At 61.4% G+C, this 19,439-nt stretch carries 20 protein-coding genes; 10 read left to right on the top strand and 10 right to left on the bottom strand.

Annotated elements, in window-relative coordinates:
• Positions 1-5: 5 nt before the first annotated feature.
• From ybgF to ybgC, 7 genes are all read right to left on the bottom strand, one after another.
• A complete protein-coding gene (ybgF, locus tag N1937_RS18160; protein ID WP_222294058.1) occupies positions 6-992 on the bottom strand; it encodes a tol-pal system protein YbgF in 987 nt (328 codons plus the stop codon).
• A gap of 163 nt (positions 993-1,155) precedes the next feature.
• Complete coding sequence (gene pal, locus N1937_RS18165) at positions 1,156-1,686, bottom strand: peptidoglycan-associated lipoprotein Pal (protein ID WP_017968098.1); 531 nt, start codon at positions 1,684-1,686, stop codon at positions 1,156-1,158.
• A 151-nt stretch (positions 1,687-1,837) separates the two neighbouring features.
• Complete coding sequence (gene tolB, locus N1937_RS18170) at positions 1,838-3,148, bottom strand: Tol-Pal system beta propeller repeat protein TolB (RefSeq protein WP_260056679.1); 1,311 nt, start codon at positions 3,146-3,148, stop codon at positions 1,838-1,840.
• A 21-nt stretch (positions 3,149-3,169) separates the two neighbouring features.
• Positions 3,170-4,306 carry a hypothetical protein gene (locus N1937_RS18175; protein ID WP_260056680.1) on the bottom strand — a complete coding sequence of 379 codons (1,137 nt, stop codon included), beginning with the start codon at positions 4,304-4,306 and terminating at the stop codon, positions 3,170-3,172.
• 8 nt (positions 4,307-4,314) lie between these two features.
• Entirely contained in the window at positions 4,315-4,767 is a 453-nt protein-coding gene (gene tolR, locus N1937_RS18180) for a protein TolR (protein ID WP_170262185.1), read from the bottom strand.
• 18 nt (positions 4,768-4,785) lie between these two features.
• Positions 4,786-5,505: a protein TolQ gene (gene tolQ, locus N1937_RS18185; RefSeq protein ID WP_260056681.1), complete on the bottom strand. Its 720-nt coding sequence runs from the start codon at positions 5,503-5,505 to the stop codon at positions 4,786-4,788.
• 375 nt (positions 5,506-5,880) lie between these two features.
• Complete coding sequence (gene ybgC / locus N1937_RS18190; RefSeq protein ID WP_017968104.1) at positions 5,881-6,336, bottom strand: tol-pal system-associated acyl-CoA thioesterase; 456 nt, start codon at positions 6,334-6,336, stop codon at positions 5,881-5,883.
• Positions 6,337-6,455: 119 nt separating this feature from the next.
• On the opposite strand from ybgC, the gene N1937_RS18195 reads away from it, so the two are divergent.
• From N1937_RS18195 to N1937_RS18225, 7 genes are all read left to right on the top strand, one after another.
• Positions 6,456-7,676: an NAD-dependent epimerase/dehydratase family protein gene (locus N1937_RS18195; RefSeq protein WP_260056682.1), complete on the top strand. Its 1,221-nt coding sequence runs from the start codon at positions 6,456-6,458 to the stop codon at positions 7,674-7,676.
• Between the two features lie 400 nt (positions 7,677-8,076).
• Positions 8,077-8,844, top strand: a complete 768-nt coding sequence (locus N1937_RS18200) for a glycosyltransferase (protein WP_260058977.1) — start codon at positions 8,077-8,079, stop codon at positions 8,842-8,844.
• Complete coding sequence (locus N1937_RS18205; RefSeq protein WP_260056683.1) at positions 8,841-9,758, top strand: NAD-dependent epimerase/dehydratase family protein; 918 nt, start codon at positions 8,841-8,843, stop codon at positions 9,756-9,758. The genes N1937_RS18200 and N1937_RS18205 overlap by 4 nt, the downstream gene beginning before the upstream one ends.
• A gap of 60 nt (positions 9,759-9,818) precedes the next feature.
• Complete coding sequence (locus tag N1937_RS18210) at positions 9,819-10,529, top strand: DUF1552 domain-containing protein (RefSeq protein ID WP_260056684.1); 711 nt, start codon at positions 9,819-9,821, stop codon at positions 10,527-10,529.
• Positions 10,530-10,646: 117 nt separating this feature from the next.
• On the top strand, positions 10,647-11,234 hold the full coding sequence (locus tag N1937_RS18215; protein WP_260056685.1) for a 5-formyltetrahydrofolate cyclo-ligase: 588 nt from the start codon (positions 10,647-10,649) through the stop codon (positions 11,232-11,234).
• Positions 11,235-11,237: 3 nt separating this feature from the next.
• Positions 11,238-12,062, top strand: a complete 825-nt coding sequence (locus tag N1937_RS18220) for a TIGR00282 family metallophosphoesterase (protein ID WP_170277149.1) — start codon at positions 11,238-11,240, stop codon at positions 12,060-12,062.
• Between the two features lie 163 nt (positions 12,063-12,225).
• Positions 12,226-13,071, top strand: coding sequence for an MBL fold metallo-hydrolase (locus N1937_RS18225; RefSeq protein WP_260056686.1), 846 nt, complete (start codon positions 12,226-12,228; stop codon positions 13,069-13,071).
• A 123-nt stretch (positions 13,072-13,194) separates the two neighbouring features.
• Here N1937_RS18225 and N1937_RS18230 read toward each other — a convergent pair whose 3' ends face one another.
• Positions 13,195-13,698, bottom strand: a complete 504-nt coding sequence (locus N1937_RS18230) for a pyridoxamine 5'-phosphate oxidase family protein (RefSeq protein ID WP_170257739.1) — start codon at positions 13,696-13,698, stop codon at positions 13,195-13,197.
• 138 nt (positions 13,699-13,836) lie between these two features.
• On the opposite strand from N1937_RS18230, the gene N1937_RS18235 reads away from it, so the two are divergent.
• Complete coding sequence (locus tag N1937_RS18235) at positions 13,837-14,271, top strand: DUF6636 domain-containing protein (protein ID WP_260056687.1); 435 nt, start codon at positions 13,837-13,839, stop codon at positions 14,269-14,271.
• 116 nt (positions 14,272-14,387) lie between these two features.
• Complete coding sequence (locus tag N1937_RS18240; RefSeq protein ID WP_017968114.1) at positions 14,388-15,134, top strand: YebC/PmpR family DNA-binding transcriptional regulator; 747 nt, start codon at positions 14,388-14,390, stop codon at positions 15,132-15,134.
• 102 nt (positions 15,135-15,236) lie between these two features.
• On the opposite strand, the gene N1937_RS18245 is transcribed toward N1937_RS18240, so the two are convergent.
• Both N1937_RS18245 and N1937_RS18250 read right to left on the bottom strand, forming a co-directional pair.
• Positions 15,237-16,238, bottom strand: coding sequence for an LLM class flavin-dependent oxidoreductase (locus N1937_RS18245; RefSeq protein ID WP_260056688.1), 1,002 nt, complete (start codon positions 16,236-16,238; stop codon positions 15,237-15,239).
• A gap of 125 nt (positions 16,239-16,363) precedes the next feature.
• A complete protein-coding gene (locus N1937_RS18250; protein WP_260056689.1) occupies positions 16,364-18,679 on the bottom strand; it encodes a methyl-accepting chemotaxis protein in 2,316 nt (771 codons plus the stop codon).
• A 245-nt stretch (positions 18,680-18,924) separates the two neighbouring features.
• Between N1937_RS18250 and ruvC the strand changes: the two genes are divergently transcribed.
• Positions 18,925-19,434: a crossover junction endodeoxyribonuclease RuvC gene (gene ruvC, locus N1937_RS18255; RefSeq protein WP_003542749.1), complete on the top strand. Its 510-nt coding sequence runs from the start codon at positions 18,925-18,927 to the stop codon at positions 19,432-19,434.
• The last annotated feature ends 5 nt before the right edge of the window (positions 19,435-19,439 follow it).

A 19,439-nucleotide genomic window follows, 5' to 3' on the forward strand; every position in this document is an offset into this window, starting at 1 on the left:
AACCCTTAGCAGGCGAGGCGCTTCTGTTCGCTCGCAACCTTGCTTATGACGGCGCGCGAGGCCTTCGGATAACGCTTCGACACTTCGCGCAGCGTCGCGCACGCCGTCTCGGTATTGTCGAGGGCGGCAAGCGACATGCCGAGCTTCAGCAGCATTTCCGGCGCCTTTTCCGATGTGCCGTATTTCTGATGTGCATTGAGAAAGGTCTTGGCGGCCTCATTGTACTTGCCCTGCGAATAGAGTGCTTCGCCGAGCCAGAAATTGGCATCCGCCGCCCGCGCGCTGCTCGGGTAGTGGGTGATATACTGCGTGAATTCCTGTTCGGCTGTGCTGTAATCACCGGATAGCACGTGCCCGTAGGCGGCCTTATACTGGTCGGCCTCGCTGCCGAGCGAAGCGGTCTGCTGCGGCGTTTTGCTATTGGCATCGGGAATCGGACCGGAACCGATCTTGGCATTTTCGTCGACGCTTCCGCCGATCGGATTGCCGTTCTGATCGAAATCGATCGAGCCGAGCTCCTTCGGTGGTTGGCCGAGACCGCTATTCTCCGGCACGCTGGTGGAGGGAGCCGTTTCGGCTCCCTGCGGTGCTTGGATCACCCTGGCAATATCGTCGCCGCCGGAGGCTGCTGGAGCGCCATCGGTCTCGCTCTTCTTGACAGGTGCCTTGGCGGCACCGCCGCCACCGGTCTTTTCGAGCTGCTGGAAGCGGAATTCATTGTCTTCCTGCTGCTTGCGGATCGTCTCCTGCATCTGCAGAAGCTGAAAGCTCATCTCTTCGATCCGGCCGTTCAGCTGCCGCAGCTGCTCTTCGAGCTGCTGCACGCGGATCTCCGCGTCGCCGCTCTGCACCTTGACAACAGGCGGCGCCGCCTGGTTTTCCGCGGATCGGTCGCCGAGATGTAGCCCGAAAAACGAGGCGGAATGGGCCGCCCGTTCGCTTCCGGTCACAGCCGCGAGGCACAGCATGCCTGCCACGACAAGTTTCTTCATATGTATCGTCCTGTCCCAGTGATTCTTCGCACCTCGATGGCACGAACAGGAGATTTTTCCAATTGCTTTCAAAAAGCAACGGAGTCTGGCCAAAGTGTGGTCAAAAAGAAAAGGCGGCCCCACGCGGGACCGCCTTTCGAAAAAGCGAATTGTTGCTCGGCAGTTACATGCCCGCGCCGCCAAGCACGGTAACCGCGCGGCGGTTCTGCGACCAGCAGGAAATATCGTCGCAAACGGCGACCGGACGTTCCTTGCCGTAGGAGATCGTCTTCAGGCGCTGCGCCGGGACGCCGCGCGAAGCGAGATAGTCCTTGGCGGCAGCCGCACGGCGGGCGCCGAGCGCGAGGTTGTATTCGCGCGTGCCGCGTTCGTCGGCATGGCCTTCGACGGTGATCTGGTAGTTCGGGTAGCGGGCGAGCCACTGGGCCTGACGGTCGAGCGTCTGCGAGGCGTCGGCGCGGATCGACGAGGAGTCGGTATCGAAGAAGATGCGGTCGCCGACATTGACCGTGAAGTCCTGGGCAGAGCCCGGCGTCGCGGCGCCAGCACCAGTGCCGAGCCCGAGGTCGCCGGCGCTGTTCGGCGGCTTCTTGGCGCAGCTTGCGAGCGCTAGGCCGGCGATAAGCGCGATCATGACGGGGTTGCGGGCGAAATTCTGCATGCGGCTCATTGCCGGGGTATGAATTCGGCTCATGGCCGGTCTCCTTGCGATTTCATCAGGGTTTCCGGACAGTAACCGCACTCGGTTAACCGCCCCTCAAAGATTATGGTTAACGATTTACTGATTTGTCCCGGGTCGCTCGGTTCCATGACTTTGGGGCGACAAGAAGGCAGCAGCGCATCGCCTACTCCATAAGCGGCGACCAGGCCGGGTCGGAACCGTAGGTCGGCGTCTTCACGAGTTGCTCGTTGTAACCGGTCAGATCGATCGAATAGAGCTGCGGGCCACCTGCGCCTGCCGCCTGGCGGAAGAACATCAGCACGCGGCCGTTCGGCGCCCAGGTCGGGCCCTCATTGTGAAAGCCGGTCGTCAGGATGCGCTCGCCGGAACCATCCGGCTTCATCACGCCGATTGAGAACTTGCCGCCGGCCTGTTTGGTGAAGGCGATGAGATCGCCGCGCGGCGACCAGACCGGCGTCGAATAGGAGCCGTCGCCGAAGGAGATACGGGTCTGGCCCGAGCCATCGGCGTTCATCACGTAGATCTGCGGTTTTCCGCCGCGGTCGCTCTCGAAGCTGACACGCGCACCATCAGGCGAATAGGAGGGCGAGGTGTCGATCGCCGCCGTCGAGGTCAACCGGGTCGTCGTGCGCGAGCGCAAGTCCATCGTATAGATGTTGGAATTGGCATCCTGCTGCAGGCTCATGATCACCTTCTGACCATCCGGCGAAAAGCGCGGCGAGAAGGTCATGCCGGGGAAATTGCCGACGACTTCGCGCTGCCCGGTTTCGAGCTGCAGCAGATAGACGCGCGGCTGCTGGTTGGCAAAGGACATGTAGGTGACTTCCTGCCGGCTCGGCGAGAAGCGCGGCGTCAGCACGAGATCGCTGCCATCGGTCAGCATCCGCACGTTGAAGCCGTCCTGATCCATGATCGCGAGCTGGCGCTTGCGCTGCTGCTTGGTGCCGGATTCGGAGACGAAGACGACGCGCGTGTCGAAATAGCCCTCTTCCCCGGTAATCTGCTTGTAGATCGCATCGGCGATGATGTGGGCAACACGGCGCCAATTCTCCGGCTGCGTATAGAACTGCTGGCCGGTCATCTGCTGTCCGGCAAAAGTATCCCAGAGACGGAACTCGGCACGAAGACGACCATCCGCTTCCTGCGTAACTCGGCCGGTGACCACCGCCTGCGCGTTAATAACCTTCCAGTCCTCGAATCGCGGCGAAGCGTCCGGGTTGGAAATTTTCTCGATGAAAGCGGACTTGTTAATGGGCGCAAACAATCCGGAACGCTGCAGGTCGGCGGCAATCACTTGCGACACCTGCGCGCCCATATCGCCCTGGAGGAAGTCCGTCACTGCAATCGGCAACGGCTGAACGTTGCCCTTGTTGATATTGATCTCGACGAGAGCGTTCGCCGGCGTCGCGAACGCGGCAACGGTCATCAGACCCGCAGCGACCATAATGGCGCGGAAGAAGGAACACTTTTTCATGGAGGAAAAGCCTTTCAGCATTTAGATTCCTAGATCGCTAGGGTCGAAGTTCACGACAACTTCGTTCCAGGCGTCGTATTTGTCTTTCGGGAGCGACGAGAAAGGGGCCGATTTCATGATGGCGCGATAGGCCCCCCCGGCAAGCGCCCGGCGAGTAGATTCATTATCGCCACCAACCGCCTCTACCTCCGGCTCACCGACGATATTGCCGTCCTGGTCGAGCTTCATATGCACTTTGATGCGCACGTCGCCCATGCCTTCCATGCCGGGAATAACCGACCAATTGCCGGCGATGGCGCTCTTCAGCGCGTCCATCTCGCTCATGGAAAGCTTTGAGCCGCCATTGCTCTTCTTCGCGCCGAGCGATGCCTCCTGCGTCGAACGTTTGGCGCCGCCAGCGGAAGGGTCGGTCTTGTTCAGCAACGCCGCAACCTCGTCGGCATTGAAATCGCTCTTCATCGACGAGGCCGATTTCGCAGTCTCCTGCTTCTGATCGGCCTTCTTCTTTTCGGTCGGCTTCTCGGCAGCCTTCGGCTGGTCGGCTGTCTTTTCCGGCGGCTTTTCGGCGGGCTTCTGTGGTTCCGGCGGTTTCACCTGCGGCTTGGCGACGGGCGTCGGCACATTGTCCGGCAGCGCCTCGGCATCGGGCTTCGGCGGCTCCTCCGGCTTGGCCTGCTCTTCCGGCGGTTTTTCCTCGGGCTTCGGCGGCGTTACTTCCGCCGGCTTCGGCGGAGGAATCGAGGCGACCTCCTTCGGCTGCTCGACTTCCGTTTCCTCCTTGACGATCTCCTTGACGTCATTCGGCTTAGGATCGATCTTCGGCATCGGCTTTTCGCTTGAATTCGCAGCGGCAGCCTCCGTATTGCTGGGCTTGGCATTCGGCACCGGAGGCATCTTCAGATCGACATTGTTGTCGCCGGCATTCTCGGCCGGCTGCGCGATCGGCGGCCGCGTCGTCGGCACCGGCGCGGAAGTCTCCTTCTTCGGAGCCTTCTTGTCGCCTTGCTGCATCTGGGTAATGGATTCCACCGGCACCAGATCGACCGGCATCGCCTCGAAATCCTCCACCTTGAAAGATTCCGGCGCGCTAAGCGACACCAGCGCCCAGGTAAGCACCAGCCCGTGCAAAACAACAGATGTGACGACGCTGGCCTTCATTTTGAGCGCTATTGGTCCTTCTTCTGCTGCGTCACGAGGCCGATATTCTTGAAGCCTGCACCCTGGATACGGGCCATGACGTCGGCGATGACGCCATAAGGCGCGGTCGCGTCGCCGCGCACAAAGATCCGTTCGTTATAACCGGTGGTGGCGATCGCCTCGAGCTTGGCGGCGATCTCCACGGCCGGGATCGACGTTTCCTGCAGGAACACCTGGCCATCATTCTTGACGGAAATGGTGATCGGCTGCGTCTCGGAATTCAGCGCCTTGGCCTGCGTTTCCGGCAGGTCGATCGGCACGCCGACGGTCATCATCGGTGCCGCGACCATGAAGATGATCAAAAGCACCAGCATGACGTCAACGAGCGGCGTCACGTTGATTTCGGAAATCACGGCCCTGTTCCGACCGCCGCGACGGCGGCGTCCGCCGCCTCCGCCATTGCCTCCAACAGCCATACCCATGTGAGAATACTCCGTTGGTTACTGAGCGGCAGCGCGCGGCTGCAGTTTCTCGTCGATCTGGCGCGAAAGTATGGCGGAGAATTCATCCGCGAAACCTTCCATTCGACCCGAGAGCTTGCCGACATCGGCAGAGAACTTGTTGTAGGCGATAACTGCCGGGATAGCGGCGACGAGGCCGATCGCGGTGGCAAGCAGCGCTTCGGCGATACCGGGCGCGACGACCGCAAGGTTGGTCGACTTCGAACCGGCAATCGCCTGGAACGAGGTCATGATACCGACGACCGTGCCGAAGAGACCGATGAACGGACCGGCTGAGCCGATGGTCGCGAGCGACCCGAGACGGGCGCCGAGAAATTCGGATTCACGGGCGAGCGTCACGTCCATCGCACGATCGATACGCATCTGCAGGCCGATCGGCGAGCGGGCGCCGCGTTCGAAGGATTTCTTCCATTCGCGCATGGCAGCCACGAAGATTGCCGCGAGCCCCGTATTGTTGCGTTCCGACAGCGAGCGGTAGAGTTCTTCGAGCGACTGGCCCGACCAGAACACCTGTTCGAACTTGTCGAACTGGCGCCGCGCGCGGCCATAGGCCAGGTATTTGTCGATGACGATCGCCCAAGTCCACACCGAGGCTGCGATAAGCCCGAGCATGACGAGCTTGACGACGATGCCGGCCTGCATGAAAAGCGACCAGAGGCTGACGTCCGTCGCTGCTGCTGCCAATCCTATTTGTTCCATTGGTCCAAAATCCCCGAATCCAAACGCCCGGTGCTGGACCGGGCGGCACAAACTGATCTCGCAAGAAGTGTCCGGCGGCCGCCGCCCAAAGCCCTGGTCAAACTTCCAAGCTCATCTTCCGCCTTCTTGCCGTCAAATTTGGTCAAAGGAAGGCGTGCACCGCACAAACTCCGACTTTCCCAGTAAGACACTATTATGGTTAATAGATCGTTAGTGCCGGACTGTGACAGTAAGCCTGTATTTGGAAGATTTCGTTCCATGGATTACTTGACCGGAGCAAGGTCCGGCTGCCGAAAGAGCGCTCATCCTGCGGCGCGGGAATTCCTTCACATAAAGTTCAAGTTTTGACAAGGTCCGATTTTTCGGCAATTCGGACTATAGCGGCGTGCTGCCTTCCAGGAATTTCGCTGCCAGTGTTTCCGGCAACCGCCTCGGCCGCCCTCGAGCGTTGATGACGGCGATGATCACCCTGGCGGCGATCAGCAGCGTCTCGCCCGAGCGGATCTGCTGATTGAGCACCATTTTGGCGCCGCCGGCTTTTTCCGTATGCGTCAGGATCGTCAGGACATCGTCCATGCGCGCCGGGCTCTTGAAGTCGATCTCCATGCGGTGGACGACGAAGACGAGGCCCTCCTCGTCGGCGGTGACGAGCTCGCGCTGCTCGACGCCGAGGCAGCGCAGATAATCGGTGCGGCCGCGCTCCAGGAAATGCAGGTAGCGGGCGTGATAGACCAGGCCTGAGAAGTCCGTATCTTCATAATAGACCCGCTGGACGAGGCGGTGTCCGGCCTCCGTCAGCTCTCCCGAAATGGAAAAAGGGCGTTCCGTCATAATTTTCTCCAAACTGAGGTGCCCTCTTTGGCGCAACGCTTCCAGACAGGCAAGCATTGAATAACTGTCACAATTCCTAACTATTCCCGACAACGAGCGACCAATCAGGAGACGATGCGATGAAGATTGCGGTTATGGGCGGAGACGGTTTCATTGGTTGGCCAACATCGCTGCATCTCTCCGATGCCGGTCACGACGTCCATATCCTCGACAATCTTTCGCGCCGCTGGATCGACACCGAACTCGGCGTGCAGTCGCTGACGCCGATGGATTCGATCCAGGAGCGAACCCGCATCTGGCATGCTGAAACTGGGCGCCGCATCCACTTCAATCTGATCGATCTCGCCAAGGATTACGAACTCCTGAAGAACTGGCTTTCCGAACATCGCCCGGATGCCGTCATCCATTTCGCCGAGCAGCGGGCCGCGCCCTATTCGATGAAGAGCGACCGCCACAAGAACTACACGGTGAACAACAATGTCAGCGCCACGCACAACCTGCTGAACGCGCTGACGGAGCTCAATCTCGATACCCATCTCATCCATCTCGGCACCATGGGCGTCTACGGCTATTCAACGGTCGGCGCGGCGATCCCCGAGGGTTACCTGCCGGTCGGCATCGAAACCGCAGCCGGCGATATGGTCAACCAGGAGATCCTCTACCCGTCCAATCCCGGCTCGATCTATCACATGACCAAGTGCCTGGATCAGCTTCTCTTCCAGTTCTACGCGAGGAATGATGGTCTCAGGATCACCGATCTGCACCAGGGCATCGTCTGGGGCACGCATACCGAGCAGACACGCCGCCACACGCAGCTGATCAACCGTTTCGACTACGACGGCGATTATGGCACGGTGCTGAACCGCTTCCTCATCCAGGCGGCGATCGGCTATCCGCTGACGGTGCACGGCACCGGCGGCCAGACGCGCGCCTTCATCCATATCCAGGATTCGGTGCGCTGCATCGAGCTGGCGCTGAAAAACCCGCCGGCGCGCGGCGCCCGCGTCGAGATCTTCAACCAGATGACGGAAACCCACCGGGTGCGCGACCTCGCCGAGATGATCGCCAGGATGAGCGGCGCCAAGATTGCCTGGCTGCCCAACCCGCGCAAGGAAGCCGCCGAGAACGAGCTGATCGTCCGGTCCGAAAAATTCCGCGATCTCGGCCTCGACCCGATCACGCTGGAAGCAGGCCTGCTCGGCGAAATCGTCGACGTGGCGAAGAAATTCGCCTATCGCGTCGACCGCGCACGCGTGCCGGCCGTCTCCGCCTGGACCAAGGATATCGCCGCGACGATCAATCACGATCCGGAAGGCAAGCGGTTGAAGTCGGTGTCGTGAGTGCGGGCGTGTTCATATTGGAAGGCTCCATAGAGACTCCCTCACCAAGTCACTTTATGTGGGAAGGAGACGGCATACAGTGTGAGCCCCCCTCTGCCCTGCCGGGCATCTCCCCCACAGGTGGGGAGATCACAAGCGGCTCGCACTTCCCACCCATTTACCGTTTCGCTGTGCTGGGCGCCGGTTGCTGGGGGAAGTCGTCGCGCCTAGCTAATCTCCCCACCTGTGGGGGAGATGCCCGGCAGGGCAGAGGGGGGTGGCCACGGCACACCCTCTTCTCCATCCCGTCCTTGGGCCTGATCAAGGACAGAAACAAGGAAGTGTGGTAGTGGCTAACGTAACCACGCAACCGCCTCATCGCTTCGCCTATGTCACGCTCGTCACCAATGCCGACTACGTCATGGGCGCGACCGCGCTTGCCCGCTCCCTGCGCCGAACCAGCACCAGCGCCGACATCGTCGTCCTCCACACCGGCGGCGTCGATGCAGCCGCCCTCGCGCCCCTGAAAGCGCTCGACTGCCGCCTGATCGAAGTCGAGCATTTGCCGCTCTCCGAGGCCTTCAACGAGCGCCACGCCCGCGGTCAGCTCCATTCGACAGCCCCTTTCACCAAGGGCCGCAAGCCGGATTTTCATTCGCCGCTCGACAATTTCTGCAAGCTCAGGCTCTGGCAACTCGTCGAATATCAGCGCTGCGTCTTCATCGACGCCGACGCCCTCGTACTGAAAAACGTCGACAGGCTCTTCCTCTATCCGGAGTTTTCCGCCGCCCCCAATGTCTACGAAAGCCTCGCCGACTTCCGCCGCATGAATTCCGGCGTCTTCGTCGCCACGCCCTCGCATGACACATTCCGGCACATGCTCGAAAGGCTTGACAGGCTGGACGCTTTCTGGCGGCGCACCGATCAGACCTTTCTCGAGACGTTCTTCCCGCATTGGCACGGCCTGCCGGTTTATTTCAACATGCTGCAATATGTATGGTTCACCATGCCGGAGCTTTGGGACTGGAAGAGCATTTCGATCCTGCACTACCAGTATGAAAAACCGTGGGAAAAGGATCATCCCAAGGCAGCGCAACTACAACCTTTGATCGATCTGTGGCACAGTTTCCACGATGGCGGGGATGTGCCTGAGGTGACGGCGCTGGACAATCCGGAAGGGGCAGCATGAAGGTACTGGTGTCGGGTGGAACGGGTCTTGTCGGCCGGTATGTGGTCGAGGAACTGCTGGCCGCCGGATATCAGGTGATCGTCGGCGGGCGCCGCGCGCCACTGCCCCGCCTCTTCTCCCGCCCGGTCGAGTTCGCAGCGCTTTCGCTCGATCCCGACAAGGATCAGATCGATGTCTTCGATGACGCCTATTTCTTCGTCCACGCCGCTTTCAGCCATGTCCCGGGCAAATATCGCGGCGGCGAGGGCAACGATCCGAAGACCTTCCACAGGTTGAACCTTGACGGCACCGTTCGGCTTTTCGAAGCCGCCAAACGCGCCGGCACGCGCCGCTGCGTCTTCCTGTCCAGCCGCGCCGCCTATGGCGAACACCCGCCAGGAACCGAACTGACGGAGACGATGCTGGCCAAGCCCGAAACACTCTACGGCCAGGTCAAACTCGATGCCGAACGGGCGCTTGCCCATCTCTCGACGCCTGGTTTTGCCGGCGCAAGCCTGAGGCCGACCGGCGTCTATGGCGATCTCTCGCCGAACAAATGGGACGGCCTCATCGCCGACTACCTCGCCGGCCGCCCGGTTGTTGCCCGCGTGGGAACCGAGGTTCACGGCCGCGATCTCGGGCGGGCGGTACGGCTGATGCTGGAGACGGAAAGCACCCGCATCTCCGGCGAGGTCTTCAACGTCTCGGACATGTCGGTCGACACGCGCGATATCCTTTCACGCATCCGCCGAGAGACGGGCTGTCGGCACGCGCTGCCGGCCGCTGCCGATAGTGCCGCGCTCAACCCCATGAACACTACGAAAATCCGCGCGCTCGGCTGGGCGCCCGGCGGAGTGCCTCTGTTCGAGGAGACGATGCAGCGGCTGGCCGCTGCGCTTCCCGAATCCCCAAGACACAGTTCCACGCAAGTCTGACGTTGCAGAATGCGCCCGAATTGCAATCGGGGGCCCGAATTAAAGATCGGGGAATTGTCCATGCAGATCGCAACCACGTCTGCCTCCATCATCTTGCGCGGCACGTCTTCGGCGGCAGCCATTTCAGCCGCCGGAACCGAGACCGATCAAGGCGTGCTGAAGCTGCAGCGCGCCACCCAGGCGCTGCAGCAGATGCGCCAGACCTTGGCGAACTCGGGAGACGAGGCCAAGGCGAAGGCGCAACGCAAGCTCGAAGAGGCAAAGCAGCAGTTGGAGATGCTGCGCAGCTCCAACATGGCTCCGGAGGTGGTCGCCCGGCTGGCCGCCGAACTCGCGCGCAAGGTCGGCACCGCCGCCTCCGAATTCGCATCATCAGTCGCGGCCGACAGCGCGGCAACGGCTGTTCCGGTGGATGCAACAACCACGGATGCGACAGCAGTCGCAACCAGCGGGGCCGCCGCTGCGCTGACGGATACTTCAGGAGAAGCTGCGGCCGGCGAGACCGGCTCCCAGGAACCAGACGCCGCCACCAACGCCCGCAACGCCTATGCCAGCGTCGCCGAGGATGCCCCGAAATTCTCGGGCATCTCGGCCGATGATCGCGAAACGATGGAAGAATTCAAGGCGGTGGTGCGCGAACTCAAGCAAGTGCTCGAAAAGGCGATGCGCGAGTTGCGGCTGCAAGATCGGCAGGCCGGAGCCAATGCCGTTCCTGATATGGCAGGCTTCTCCATCGCCGCGGCGACAATACCGACAAGCATCATCGTCTGACGATCGCTGCCGTCGGCGGCCGAGGCATGAAACGCGCGTGATACCGTCGCATCCGGCATTTGCATCGGACATCCCGCCGTCTATGCTCGGGTAAATCTCTCAGAACCGGCAGATCCAATGACCGCGAAAGAATTGAAAGCGCAGTTGCGCAACGAGCGGCTGTCCGCCCGCGACGCTATCCCCGCCGAGAAACGCGCCTCCAAAAGCCTCGCAATGGCCGAACATGCCGGCGAGGCCGTCGGTTTTGCACTGGGTACGATCATCTCCGGCTTTCTGCCGATCCGTTCGGAGGCCGATCTCAGGCCGCTGATGGCGCGCTTTGCCGTACGCGGTGCGCGGCTCTGCGTACCGGCAATCCTCGATCGGCAGACCATTGTCTTTCGCGAGCTGGCGGAAGGTGCGCCCCTCGTCGATACCGGTTTCGGCACGGTCGGCCCCGGCACAGATGCCGCCATTCTTGATCCCGAGATCATGCTGGTGCCGCTTTCGGCCTTCGATATCAGAGGCCACCGCATCGGCTACGGCGCCGGCCACTACGACCGCGCCATCAGCCGGCTAAGGCAAAAAGGCCTGCATCCGAAGCTGATCGGCATTGCATTCGACTGCCAGGAAGTGGCACATGTGCCCGCTGAGCCGCACGACATAAGCCTGGATGCCATCCTGACAGAAAGCGGCCTTCGCTTTTTTGCCTCTTGGATTGGATAGGGAATGCGGCTGCTTTTTCTGGGTGACATGGTCGGCAAGACGGGACGCACGGCGGTCTGGGACCGTCTTCCCGGCCTGGTTTCCGACCTCAAACTCGATTTCGTCATCGTCAACGGCGAGAACGCCGCTGGCGGCTTCGGTATCACCGAGGACATCTTTCTGGAAACGATCAATGCCGGTGCCGATGTGGTAACGACAGGCAATCACGTCTGGGACCAGAAGGAAGCCGTCGCTTTTGCCGGCCGGCACGATCAGTTCCTGCGTCCTGCCAACTATCCGCAAGGCACGCCTGGCCGCGGCTCCGGCCTTTTCTACGCCAGGAACGGCGCGCGGGTGCTTGTCGCCAACGTCATGGGCCGGGTCTTCATGCATCCGGAACTCGACGACCCTTTCAAATCGGCGGAAGTCATCCTCGACGCCTGCCCCCTGAAGGAACAGGCCGACGCGATCATCTTCGATTTCCATGCGGAGGCGACCAGTGAGAAGCAGTGCTTCGGCCATTTCGTCGACGGCCGCGCCAGCTTCGTCGTAGGCACCCACACGCATGTACCGACCGCCGACGCACAGATCCTGAACGGCGGCACCGCCTATATGTCGGATGCCGGCATGTGCGGCGACTACGACTCCTCCCTCGGCATGGACAAGGAGGAGCCGCTCAACCGCTTCATCTCCAAGATGCCGAAGGGCCGCATGGAGGCCGCGACCGGCCCCGCGACGATCTGCGGCGTCGGCGTGGAGATCTCGGATACGACGGGACTTGCCGAAAAGATCGCGCCGCTCCGGCTCGGACCGCGGCTGGCGGAGACGGTGCCTGAGTTCTGGCGGTAGCAGGCTGCGGGCGCCATCCAACACGCAATTGTGAGCACCCTCCGTCTGGACCCCTGCGGCCTCATGCCGCATCCTCCCGCCATTCGCGCATAACCCCGAAAATCGGAATCGATTTTCGGGGTTATGCGCCGATCAAAGGGTGATAGAGCGCCGGAGGGGTGGCATGAAGCCGCGATATCTTGTCCTCGCTATCGCATGCCTTGCGGCCTTCGCCGCGCCGAATCTTGCCGGGGCACAAGAGCAGCGGCCACCGGCCAGCCAGTGCCAGGCGATCGCGCAAACCATCCCCGAGGTGACCTTCGCAAGCTTTTCCGGCGCTCCGCTGCTGATGCCTGCCGTCTCCGAGGGCGAGGACGTCAAACTCACCTTCCTCGGCCACTCCACCTTCGAGATCGAAACGCCCGCAGGCATCGTCATCGCGACAGATTATAATGGCTGGTACAGGCCGCCGACGATGCCCGACGTCGTGACCATGAACAAGGCCCATTCGACCCACTTCACCTTGACGCCCGATCCCGGCATCAAGCATGTGCTGCATGGGTGGAGCGATATTCCGGGCGAAAAGGCGAATATTAATCTCGTCGTCGGCGATGCTTATATCCGCAACGTCACGACGGATATCCGCTTCAGCTATGGCCTCGGCGGTGCGCACGAGAACGGCAACTCCATCTTCATTTTCGAAATCGCCGGCCTCTGCATCGGTCATCTCGGCCACCTGCACTACGAACTGACGGATGCCCATTATACCGAGATCGGCCGCCTCGACGTCGTCATGGTCCCCGTCGACGGTGGCCTGACCATGGGCGCTGACAGCATGAGCCGCGTCATCAAGCGGCTACGCTCGTCGCTGATCCTGCCGATGCACCGCCGCGGCCCGCCGGTCGAAGCCTTCGTCTCGATGTTCGGCAAGGATTTCGACGTCGTCAATGCGCCCGATGACAGTATCACCGTCTCGATGCGCACGTTGCCGAAAAAACCGCTGATCTATGTGCTGAAGGGTGTGCAGTAAACAGGCTCGGCGGTTTTCCGCGCGTCTTTTAGGCGCGCAAAGGACGCTGTAGCACTCTGAACTGCTGCATAATTCTATCCCTAAATCGATTCCAATTTAGGAGTTATCCAGGAGCCTCGTACATCAGGCGAACTGCAGATGGCGCTTGATTCCGACATCCGGCATCTTGTCGTCGTCGAGATTGGCCTTGGCGATCTCCCAGCCGAATTTCAGCGTGTTGCCTGTGGAAACCCAGATCTCGGCATCGTCGACATGGAGGGACAGCATGGTAAGCTTGGGGTCCTTCTTGCCGCCGTCATACCAGGCCGCGACGATCGAACTCCAGTATTCCTCGATCTTGGAAGGGTCGGGGCGCACGTCGATCACGCCGGCAAGGCAGGCGTGATAGTCGTGATCCTTGCCGACGACACAGAAATGCGCGCGGCTGCCGGGCTTGATGGCGCGCACGATGTCGGCATCGGTCTTGGTGTAGAACCAGATGGTGTTGGTGGTGGGATCGGCATGCGGTGCCATCGGCTGCATGTGCATGTCCAGTCCGGAAATTCCGAGCATGCCGGCATGAACATCGTTGACCTGATCCCAGAGCTGACGTGCTGGATGTTCCTGCGCCTCGCTGAGACTTGCCATGACCGTTCCTTTCCGTTGTATGGAGTTCGGTTTGAAACGTCATCTCCTCGCCTTTGTTCCGTTCGGAAGCAGCGGACGGTGCCCTCTTTTCCGCGCAGGGGAATATGCGATAGTGCGCGCCTGACCGGGAGGATCACGATGCGAACAGGACATTCGATTCTGGCTTTAATCTTTTGCGCAGCCTTTGCGCCCAAAGGCCTCGCGGCGGAAAAGACTTTCAAGCCTGACGGGAACGGTCAGGTCGTCTTCGTCACGCCCACAAGAAATATCGGCTGTGTCTATACGCCAAAGGGCGGCGTCGAAATGTATGTTCCCGAAGACGGCGGTCCGGAGCTTGCCTGCGATCGCATCGAGCCGCTCTACGTCCGCCTCATCCTGCCGGCGAGCGGCAAGGCCTATATCTTCAAGATGGTCGGCGACACCGCCTGCTGCAGCGAAGAGCATGTGCTCGACTATGGCGAGAGCTGGAGGGACGGGCCCTATTCGTGCACCTCCAGCACGGAAGGGTTGCGCTGCCGACGCCGGGACGGACATGGTTTCTTCGCTAGCCGCAAGCGGCTGACGGTTGACTGAGACAGGCGACAGACCCGTGCATCATGCGGCAAATCTACCGCTTTTTCCTTGAACGGGTGCCGTTTCGCTCTTATAAGGCGGCCCATTCCGAACAATGAGACGTGAACAGGGGTGCCATGGCTGGCCATTCACAGTTTAAAAACATCATGCACCGCAAAGGCCGTCAGGATGCCGTGCGGTCGAAAATGTTCTCCAAGCTTGCGCGCGAAATCACCGTTGCCGCCAAGGCCGGCCTGCCCGACCCGACGATGAACGCCCGCCTTCGGCTGGCGATCCAGAACGCCAAGGCCCAGTCCATGCCGAAGGACAATATCGACCGCGCCATCAAGAAGGCAGCCGGCGCCGACGGCGAGAATTACGATGAAGTCCGCTATGAGGGCTACGGCCCCGGCGGCACGGCGATCATCGTCGAGGCCCTGACCGACAACCGCAACCGTACCGCCTCCAACGTGCGCTCGAGCTTCACCAAGGCTGGCGGCGCTCTCGGCGAAACCGGTTCCGTGTCCTTCTCCTTCGACCATGTCGGCGAAATCACCTACAAACTCTCCGTCGGCGATGGCGACAAGGTGATGGAAGCCGCGATCGAAGCCGGCGCCGACGACGTCGAAACCGACGAAGACGGCCACTACATCACCTGCGCCTTCGAAGCCCTCGGCGAAGTGGCGAAAGCGCTGGAATCGAGCCTCGGCGAAGCCGAAACCGTCAAGGCCGTCTGGCGTGCCCAGAACAACGTCCCGGTAGACGAGGAAAAAGCCCAGTCGCTGCTGAAACTCATCGACAGCCTGGAAGACGATGACGACGTGCAGAACGTCTATTCCAACTTCGAAGTCTCGGAGGAAGTCCTGGCGAAGCTCTCGGCCTGATCTCCCCAGGCAGGTGTCAAATAAAACCCGGATGCAACGCCGGGTTTCTTCTTGCCGTAAAGGATTCAGATTTTAGGCCGACCGGCCTAAAATCATCCTGTTCTAAGCGGCGGCTCGCATGAAATTTCCCAGCCCGGCGAATAGTTCCACCGATGTCAGCCGCGCCTCGATGTCGTGGATCGGCATCGAGATGATCACCTCGTCGGCCTGCGTTTCCTGTAGGAACTCCGTCAGTTTCGCCTCCGCCGTCTTCTGCGAGCCGACCACGGCATAACGCAGCGTGTGTTCGACATTCATCTTTTCCATCGGCGACCAGAAGTCCCCCATATCGGCCACCGGACGCGGGAACGGGCCGCGGACGTTGCGGCGCAGATTGACGAATTGCTGCTGGGCGGAGGTGAAATGATAGCGTGCCTCCTCGTCCGTCGCCGCCACCGCACCCATCACGCCGACCATCACATGGGGCTTGTCGAGCGTCGCCGAGGGCTGGAAGCGGTCGCGGTAGATCGCAATCGCATCGAGCAGCATGTCGGGCGCGAAATGCGAGGCGAAGGCATAGGGAAGCCCCAGCATGCCGGCGAGTTGGGCGCTGTAGAGACTGGAGCCGAGCAGCCAGATCGGGATATGTGAGCCATTGCCGGGAACCGCGAGGATCGCCTGGTTCTCGACCGGCGTATCGAGGAGTTGCTGCAGTTCCACCACGTCGTTGGGGAAACTGTTTGCACCGGCCTCGAGGTTGCGCCGCAGCGCTTGTGCTGTGCGCATGTCCGTTCCCGGTGCACGCCCGAGGCCGAGATCGATGCGGCCGGGGAAGAGCGCCTCCAGCGTGCCGAACTGCTCGGCGATGACGAGCGGCGAATGATTGGGCAGCATGATGCCGCCGGAGCCGATGCGGATGCGCTTTGTCGCAGCCCCGACATGGCCGATGACGACCGCGGTGGCAGCGCTGGCGATCCCCGGCATGCCGTGATGTTCGGCGAGCCAGAAGCGCTTGTAACCGAACTCCTCGGCCTTCACAGCCATCCGCGCAGAGCCATCGAGGGACTGGCGCACGGTGCTGCCTTCGGCAACGGGGGAAAGGTCGAGTATGGAGAAGGGAACCATGGGAAACCTGCCGGGCAGTTGGACGATGCCGTCTATGTAGGTTCGCGCCCACACCATTCCAAACCATGAGCGCAACAAAAAGGGCCGCGCGAGCGCGGCCCCTGTGCAATGTTGAAAGCGCTGAGTTACCGGTGACGGCGCAGCACGTGCACCTCGGCGCTCGGTTGATGGTGGCCGGGCGGCAGCGTGAAATTGCCGAGCTGGCGGTCCATTTCCAGGGCTTCCGTCGCCAGCCGGTGGATCGCCGCCGTCGTCTCCTCGACCATCGAGGCATTCTGCTGCGTCATCGCGTCGAGTTCGGCGACGGCGCTATTGATCTCGCGCAGCGTATTCGCTTCCTCGCGGGTCGCACCCATGATCTCGTTGATCTGCCCGTTGATCGCCTCGACATGGGCGCCGATGCCCGTCAACGCAACGCCCGCTTTTTCCACCAGCGCAACGCCGCTTTCGACCTCATGCGTCGATTTCTGCAGCAGGCTGGAGATCTCTTTGGCCGCGCTCGACGAGCGCTGGGCGAGTTCGCGCACTTCCATGGCGACGACCGCGAAGCCCTTGCCGGATTCACCGGCGCGCGCTGCCTCGACACCGGCATTGAGCGCCAGGAGGTTGGTCTGGAAGGCGATGTCGTCGATGACGGAGATGATCGTGTTGATCTGGCGCGACGAGGCCTGGATTGCCTCCATCGCCGCGATCGTCTCGCGCATGATCTGGCCCGAGCCGGTCGTCTCCTTCTTCGCGTCGCGGGCGATGCGCTCGGCCTGTTCGGCTCGCTCGATCTGCCGGCGGACCGACTGGGTGATGGCGCTGATCGCATTCGCCGTCTCGGTGATCGAGGCCGCCTGGCGCTCGGTGCGCCCGGCAAGTTCGTCGGCGCCGGTGCGCATCTCCTCGGAGCCGGCGCGCACCGCCATCGAATTACCGCCGATTGCCGTCATGGTTTCGCTGAGTGTCGCCAGCGCCTCGTTGAAATTGACGCGCAGGCTTTCGAGCTCGTTCGGGAAGCGGGTATCGATCTGATAGGCGAGATCGCCGTTCGCCAGATGATGCAGGCCCTCGTCAATCGCCTCGACCACCTGCTGCAGCCTCTTCGCCTCGGCGTCGCGCTCGGCCAGATTCTGCTGGCGGTCTTGCTCGGCCTGCAGGCGCGTCTCCTCGCTGGCGGCTTCGAGCTCGCGGCTTTCGATCAGCGAATGGCGGAAGCGGTCGAGCGCGTTCGCCATCGTGCCGATCTCATCCTTGCGGTTCAGGCTGCCGATCTCGCTGTCGAGCTTGCCGTCGGCGACATCGCGTGTGACGCCGGCAAGCCGCGCAAGCGGCGAAAACAGCAAATTGGTGACGAGCCCGGTCGCGATCGCCATGACGACGAGTACGCCGATGCCGATCATCGTCAGCAGGGTGGCGATCTCGATCGAGCCGGCATTGAGCTCGCTCAAAAGCACGCTTTCGACCACGAGGAAGCGATCGCCGCGATAATCGATACCGCGGACATAGGCGCGAGCCGCACCATCCGCTCGGCCGAAATCGGCAACGGTCATCGCCGAACTGGCAAGCGCACTCTTGATGAAGGTGAAGGGCGTCGCGTCAAGCGTCGCAAGCTTGCCGCTTCCGTCGAGCCCGACGGCGGAGCCATCTCCCGAGACGATCGCCGCCCGCGCCGTGCTGCCCTGGATGATGCCCTTGGCGAGGATGCCGGTGACGATCTCATCCCGCACCTTGAAGAGGATGATGCCCTTGGCCGCCCCAAGCTTGATGATCGGCACGGCATAGAAGATCGCCGACTTGCCGCTGCCGGCATCGACGCGAAGACCGGAAAAGCCTGTCGGCGCGGCGTCATCGGTCGCCTTGGCGGTATTCTCGATTGCCTTGGCGAAAGCGATGCCGGCGCCGGTGGTCTTCCAGGCGTCCGACTTCAGATTTTCGGCGAAATCGTCTTGCTTCTTATAGGAATAGAGCACGGTACCCTCGAGATCGACGATCAGCAGATCGCTGAAGGCGGTATCATCGAGATCGCGGGCGACTTCGCCCTGCGTCTTCTCGTGGCTCGAATAGTAAAAGCCGCTTGGCCCCTCCGGTTTGATCAGCTTCTCGCGCTGGTCGGCGGGGTTGGGGTTGCCTGCTATGAAAACCTTCTTCAGTTCGGCGCGCGCATCCCCCGCGGTCTTCTCGATGGTCTTCCAGCCGCTCTTCAGATTGGTGATCGACATTTGCAGCGCCTCGATGCGCGCGATGGAATTGGCCTGGTTTTCAAGCTGCGTCAGTTGGTCCTGCAGCATGTCGCCGCGAAAGATCAGCACGCTTTCCTTGGCCTTCAGCGCCTGCTCGTCGGAAATGCGGCTGCTGGCGAAATAGGCAAGCACATCGATGACCGCGATCGACAGCACGGTCAGCAGAATGAATGTGACGATGACCTTGAAGGACAGGGATTGAAATCTCCGAGCCATGTACGACGAACCCCTTCTGAAAGCACCTGCCAAGCGCGGGCATGCAGCGCATGCCTGATCAACTGACCTATAAACAGAACATCGGGGGCTTAAATCTTCGCGAAGAGAAGCCCCTCTCGTATTCGATGACTAGAATTCAGGCATCTGTTTTAATTCGCGGTAAATGGCAGGGCCGAAATCCGGGAATGTTTTTGTTTTGTTCACATATCAATGGCAGTTATTTCGCAATCGCTATAGGTTGAACCATGCAAAACACGATTCGCATCGTCGGTATCGATCCCGGGCTTCGCCGCACCGGCTGGGGAATCATCGAGACATCAGGCAATTCCCTGCGGTTTGTGGCGTCCGGAACCGTGACCTCCGATGGAGACATGGACCTTGCCTCCCGCCTTTGCCAATTGCACGACGGCCTGGCGGAGATCGTCCACAGTTACAAGCCGGACGAGGCCGCCGTCGAACAGACCTTCGTCAACAAGGATGCGGTGGCGACCCTGAAGCTTGGTCAGGCCCGCGGCATTGCCATGCTGGTACCGGCGCGCGCCGGGCTGCCGGTCTCCGAATATGCCCCGAACGCCGTGAAGAAGGCCGTCATCGGCGTCGGCCATGGCGAAAAGCAGCAGATCCACATGATGTTGAAGATCCTGATGCCGAAGGTCGAATTCAAGGGCAACGATGCCGCCGACGCCCTGGCGATCGCCATCTGCCATGCGCATAATCGTGGCAGCAACCGAATGCGGCAGGCATTGGCCGGATAGCTTGT

Origin of the sequence: Rhizobium sp. WSM4643 (genome assembly GCF_025152745.1) — a bacterium.
Classification (GTDB): Bacteria; Pseudomonadota; Alphaproteobacteria; order Rhizobiales; family Rhizobiaceae; genus Rhizobium; species Rhizobium leguminosarum_I.

Bases quoted from the DNA above. Each gene is read 5' to 3' on its own strand.
- ybgF (WP_222294058.1), bottom strand. From the start codon at position 992: ATGAAGAAACTTGTCGTGGCAGGCATGCTGTGCCTCGCGGCTGTGACC.
- pal (WP_017968098.1), bottom strand. From the start codon at position 1,686: ATGAGCCGAATTCATACCCCGGCAATGAGCCGCATGCAGAATTTCGCC.
- tolB (WP_260056679.1), bottom strand. From the start codon at position 3,148: ATGAAAAAGTGTTCCTTCTTCCGCGCCATTATGGTCGCTGCGGGTCTG.
- N1937_RS18175 (WP_260056680.1), bottom strand. From the start codon at position 4,306: ATGAAGGCCAGCGTCGTCACATCTGTTGTTTTGCACGGGCTGGTGCTT.
- tolR (WP_170262185.1), bottom strand. From the start codon at position 4,767: ATGGGTATGGCTGTTGGAGGCAATGGCGGAGGCGGCGGACGCCGCCGT.
- tolQ (WP_260056681.1), bottom strand. From the start codon at position 5,505: ATGGAACAAATAGGATTGGCAGCAGCAGCGACGGACGTCAGCCTCTGG.
- ybgC (WP_017968104.1), bottom strand. From the start codon at position 6,336: ATGACGGAACGCCCTTTTTCCATTTCGGGAGAGCTGACGGAGGCCGGA.
- N1937_RS18195 (WP_260056682.1), top strand. From the start codon at position 6,456: ATGAAGATTGCGGTTATGGGCGGAGACGGTTTCATTGGTTGGCCAACA.
- N1937_RS18200 (WP_260058977.1), top strand. From the start codon at position 8,077: ATGGGCGCGACCGCGCTTGCCCGCTCCCTGCGCCGAACCAGCACCAGC.
- N1937_RS18205 (WP_260056683.1), top strand. From the start codon at position 8,841: ATGAAGGTACTGGTGTCGGGTGGAACGGGTCTTGTCGGCCGGTATGTG.
- N1937_RS18210 (WP_260056684.1), top strand. From the start codon at position 9,819: ATGCAGATCGCAACCACGTCTGCCTCCATCATCTTGCGCGGCACGTCT.
- N1937_RS18215 (WP_260056685.1), top strand. From the start codon at position 10,647: ATGACCGCGAAAGAATTGAAAGCGCAGTTGCGCAACGAGCGGCTGTCC.
- N1937_RS18220 (WP_170277149.1), top strand. From the start codon at position 11,238: ATGCGGCTGCTTTTTCTGGGTGACATGGTCGGCAAGACGGGACGCACG.
- N1937_RS18225 (WP_260056686.1), top strand. From the start codon at position 12,226: ATGAAGCCGCGATATCTTGTCCTCGCTATCGCATGCCTTGCGGCCTTC.
- N1937_RS18230 (WP_170257739.1), bottom strand. From the start codon at position 13,698: ATGGCAAGTCTCAGCGAGGCGCAGGAACATCCAGCACGTCAGCTCTGG.
- N1937_RS18235 (WP_260056687.1), top strand. From the start codon at position 13,837: ATGCGAACAGGACATTCGATTCTGGCTTTAATCTTTTGCGCAGCCTTT.
- N1937_RS18240 (WP_017968114.1), top strand. From the start codon at position 14,388: ATGGCTGGCCATTCACAGTTTAAAAACATCATGCACCGCAAAGGCCGT.
- N1937_RS18245 (WP_260056688.1), bottom strand. From the start codon at position 16,238: ATGGTTCCCTTCTCCATACTCGACCTTTCCCCCGTTGCCGAAGGCAGC.
- N1937_RS18250 (WP_260056689.1), bottom strand. From the start codon at position 18,679: ATGGCTCGGAGATTTCAATCCCTGTCCTTCAAGGTCATCGTCACATTC.
- ruvC (WP_003542749.1), top strand. From the start codon at position 18,925: ATGCAAAACACGATTCGCATCGTCGGTATCGATCCCGGGCTTCGCCGC.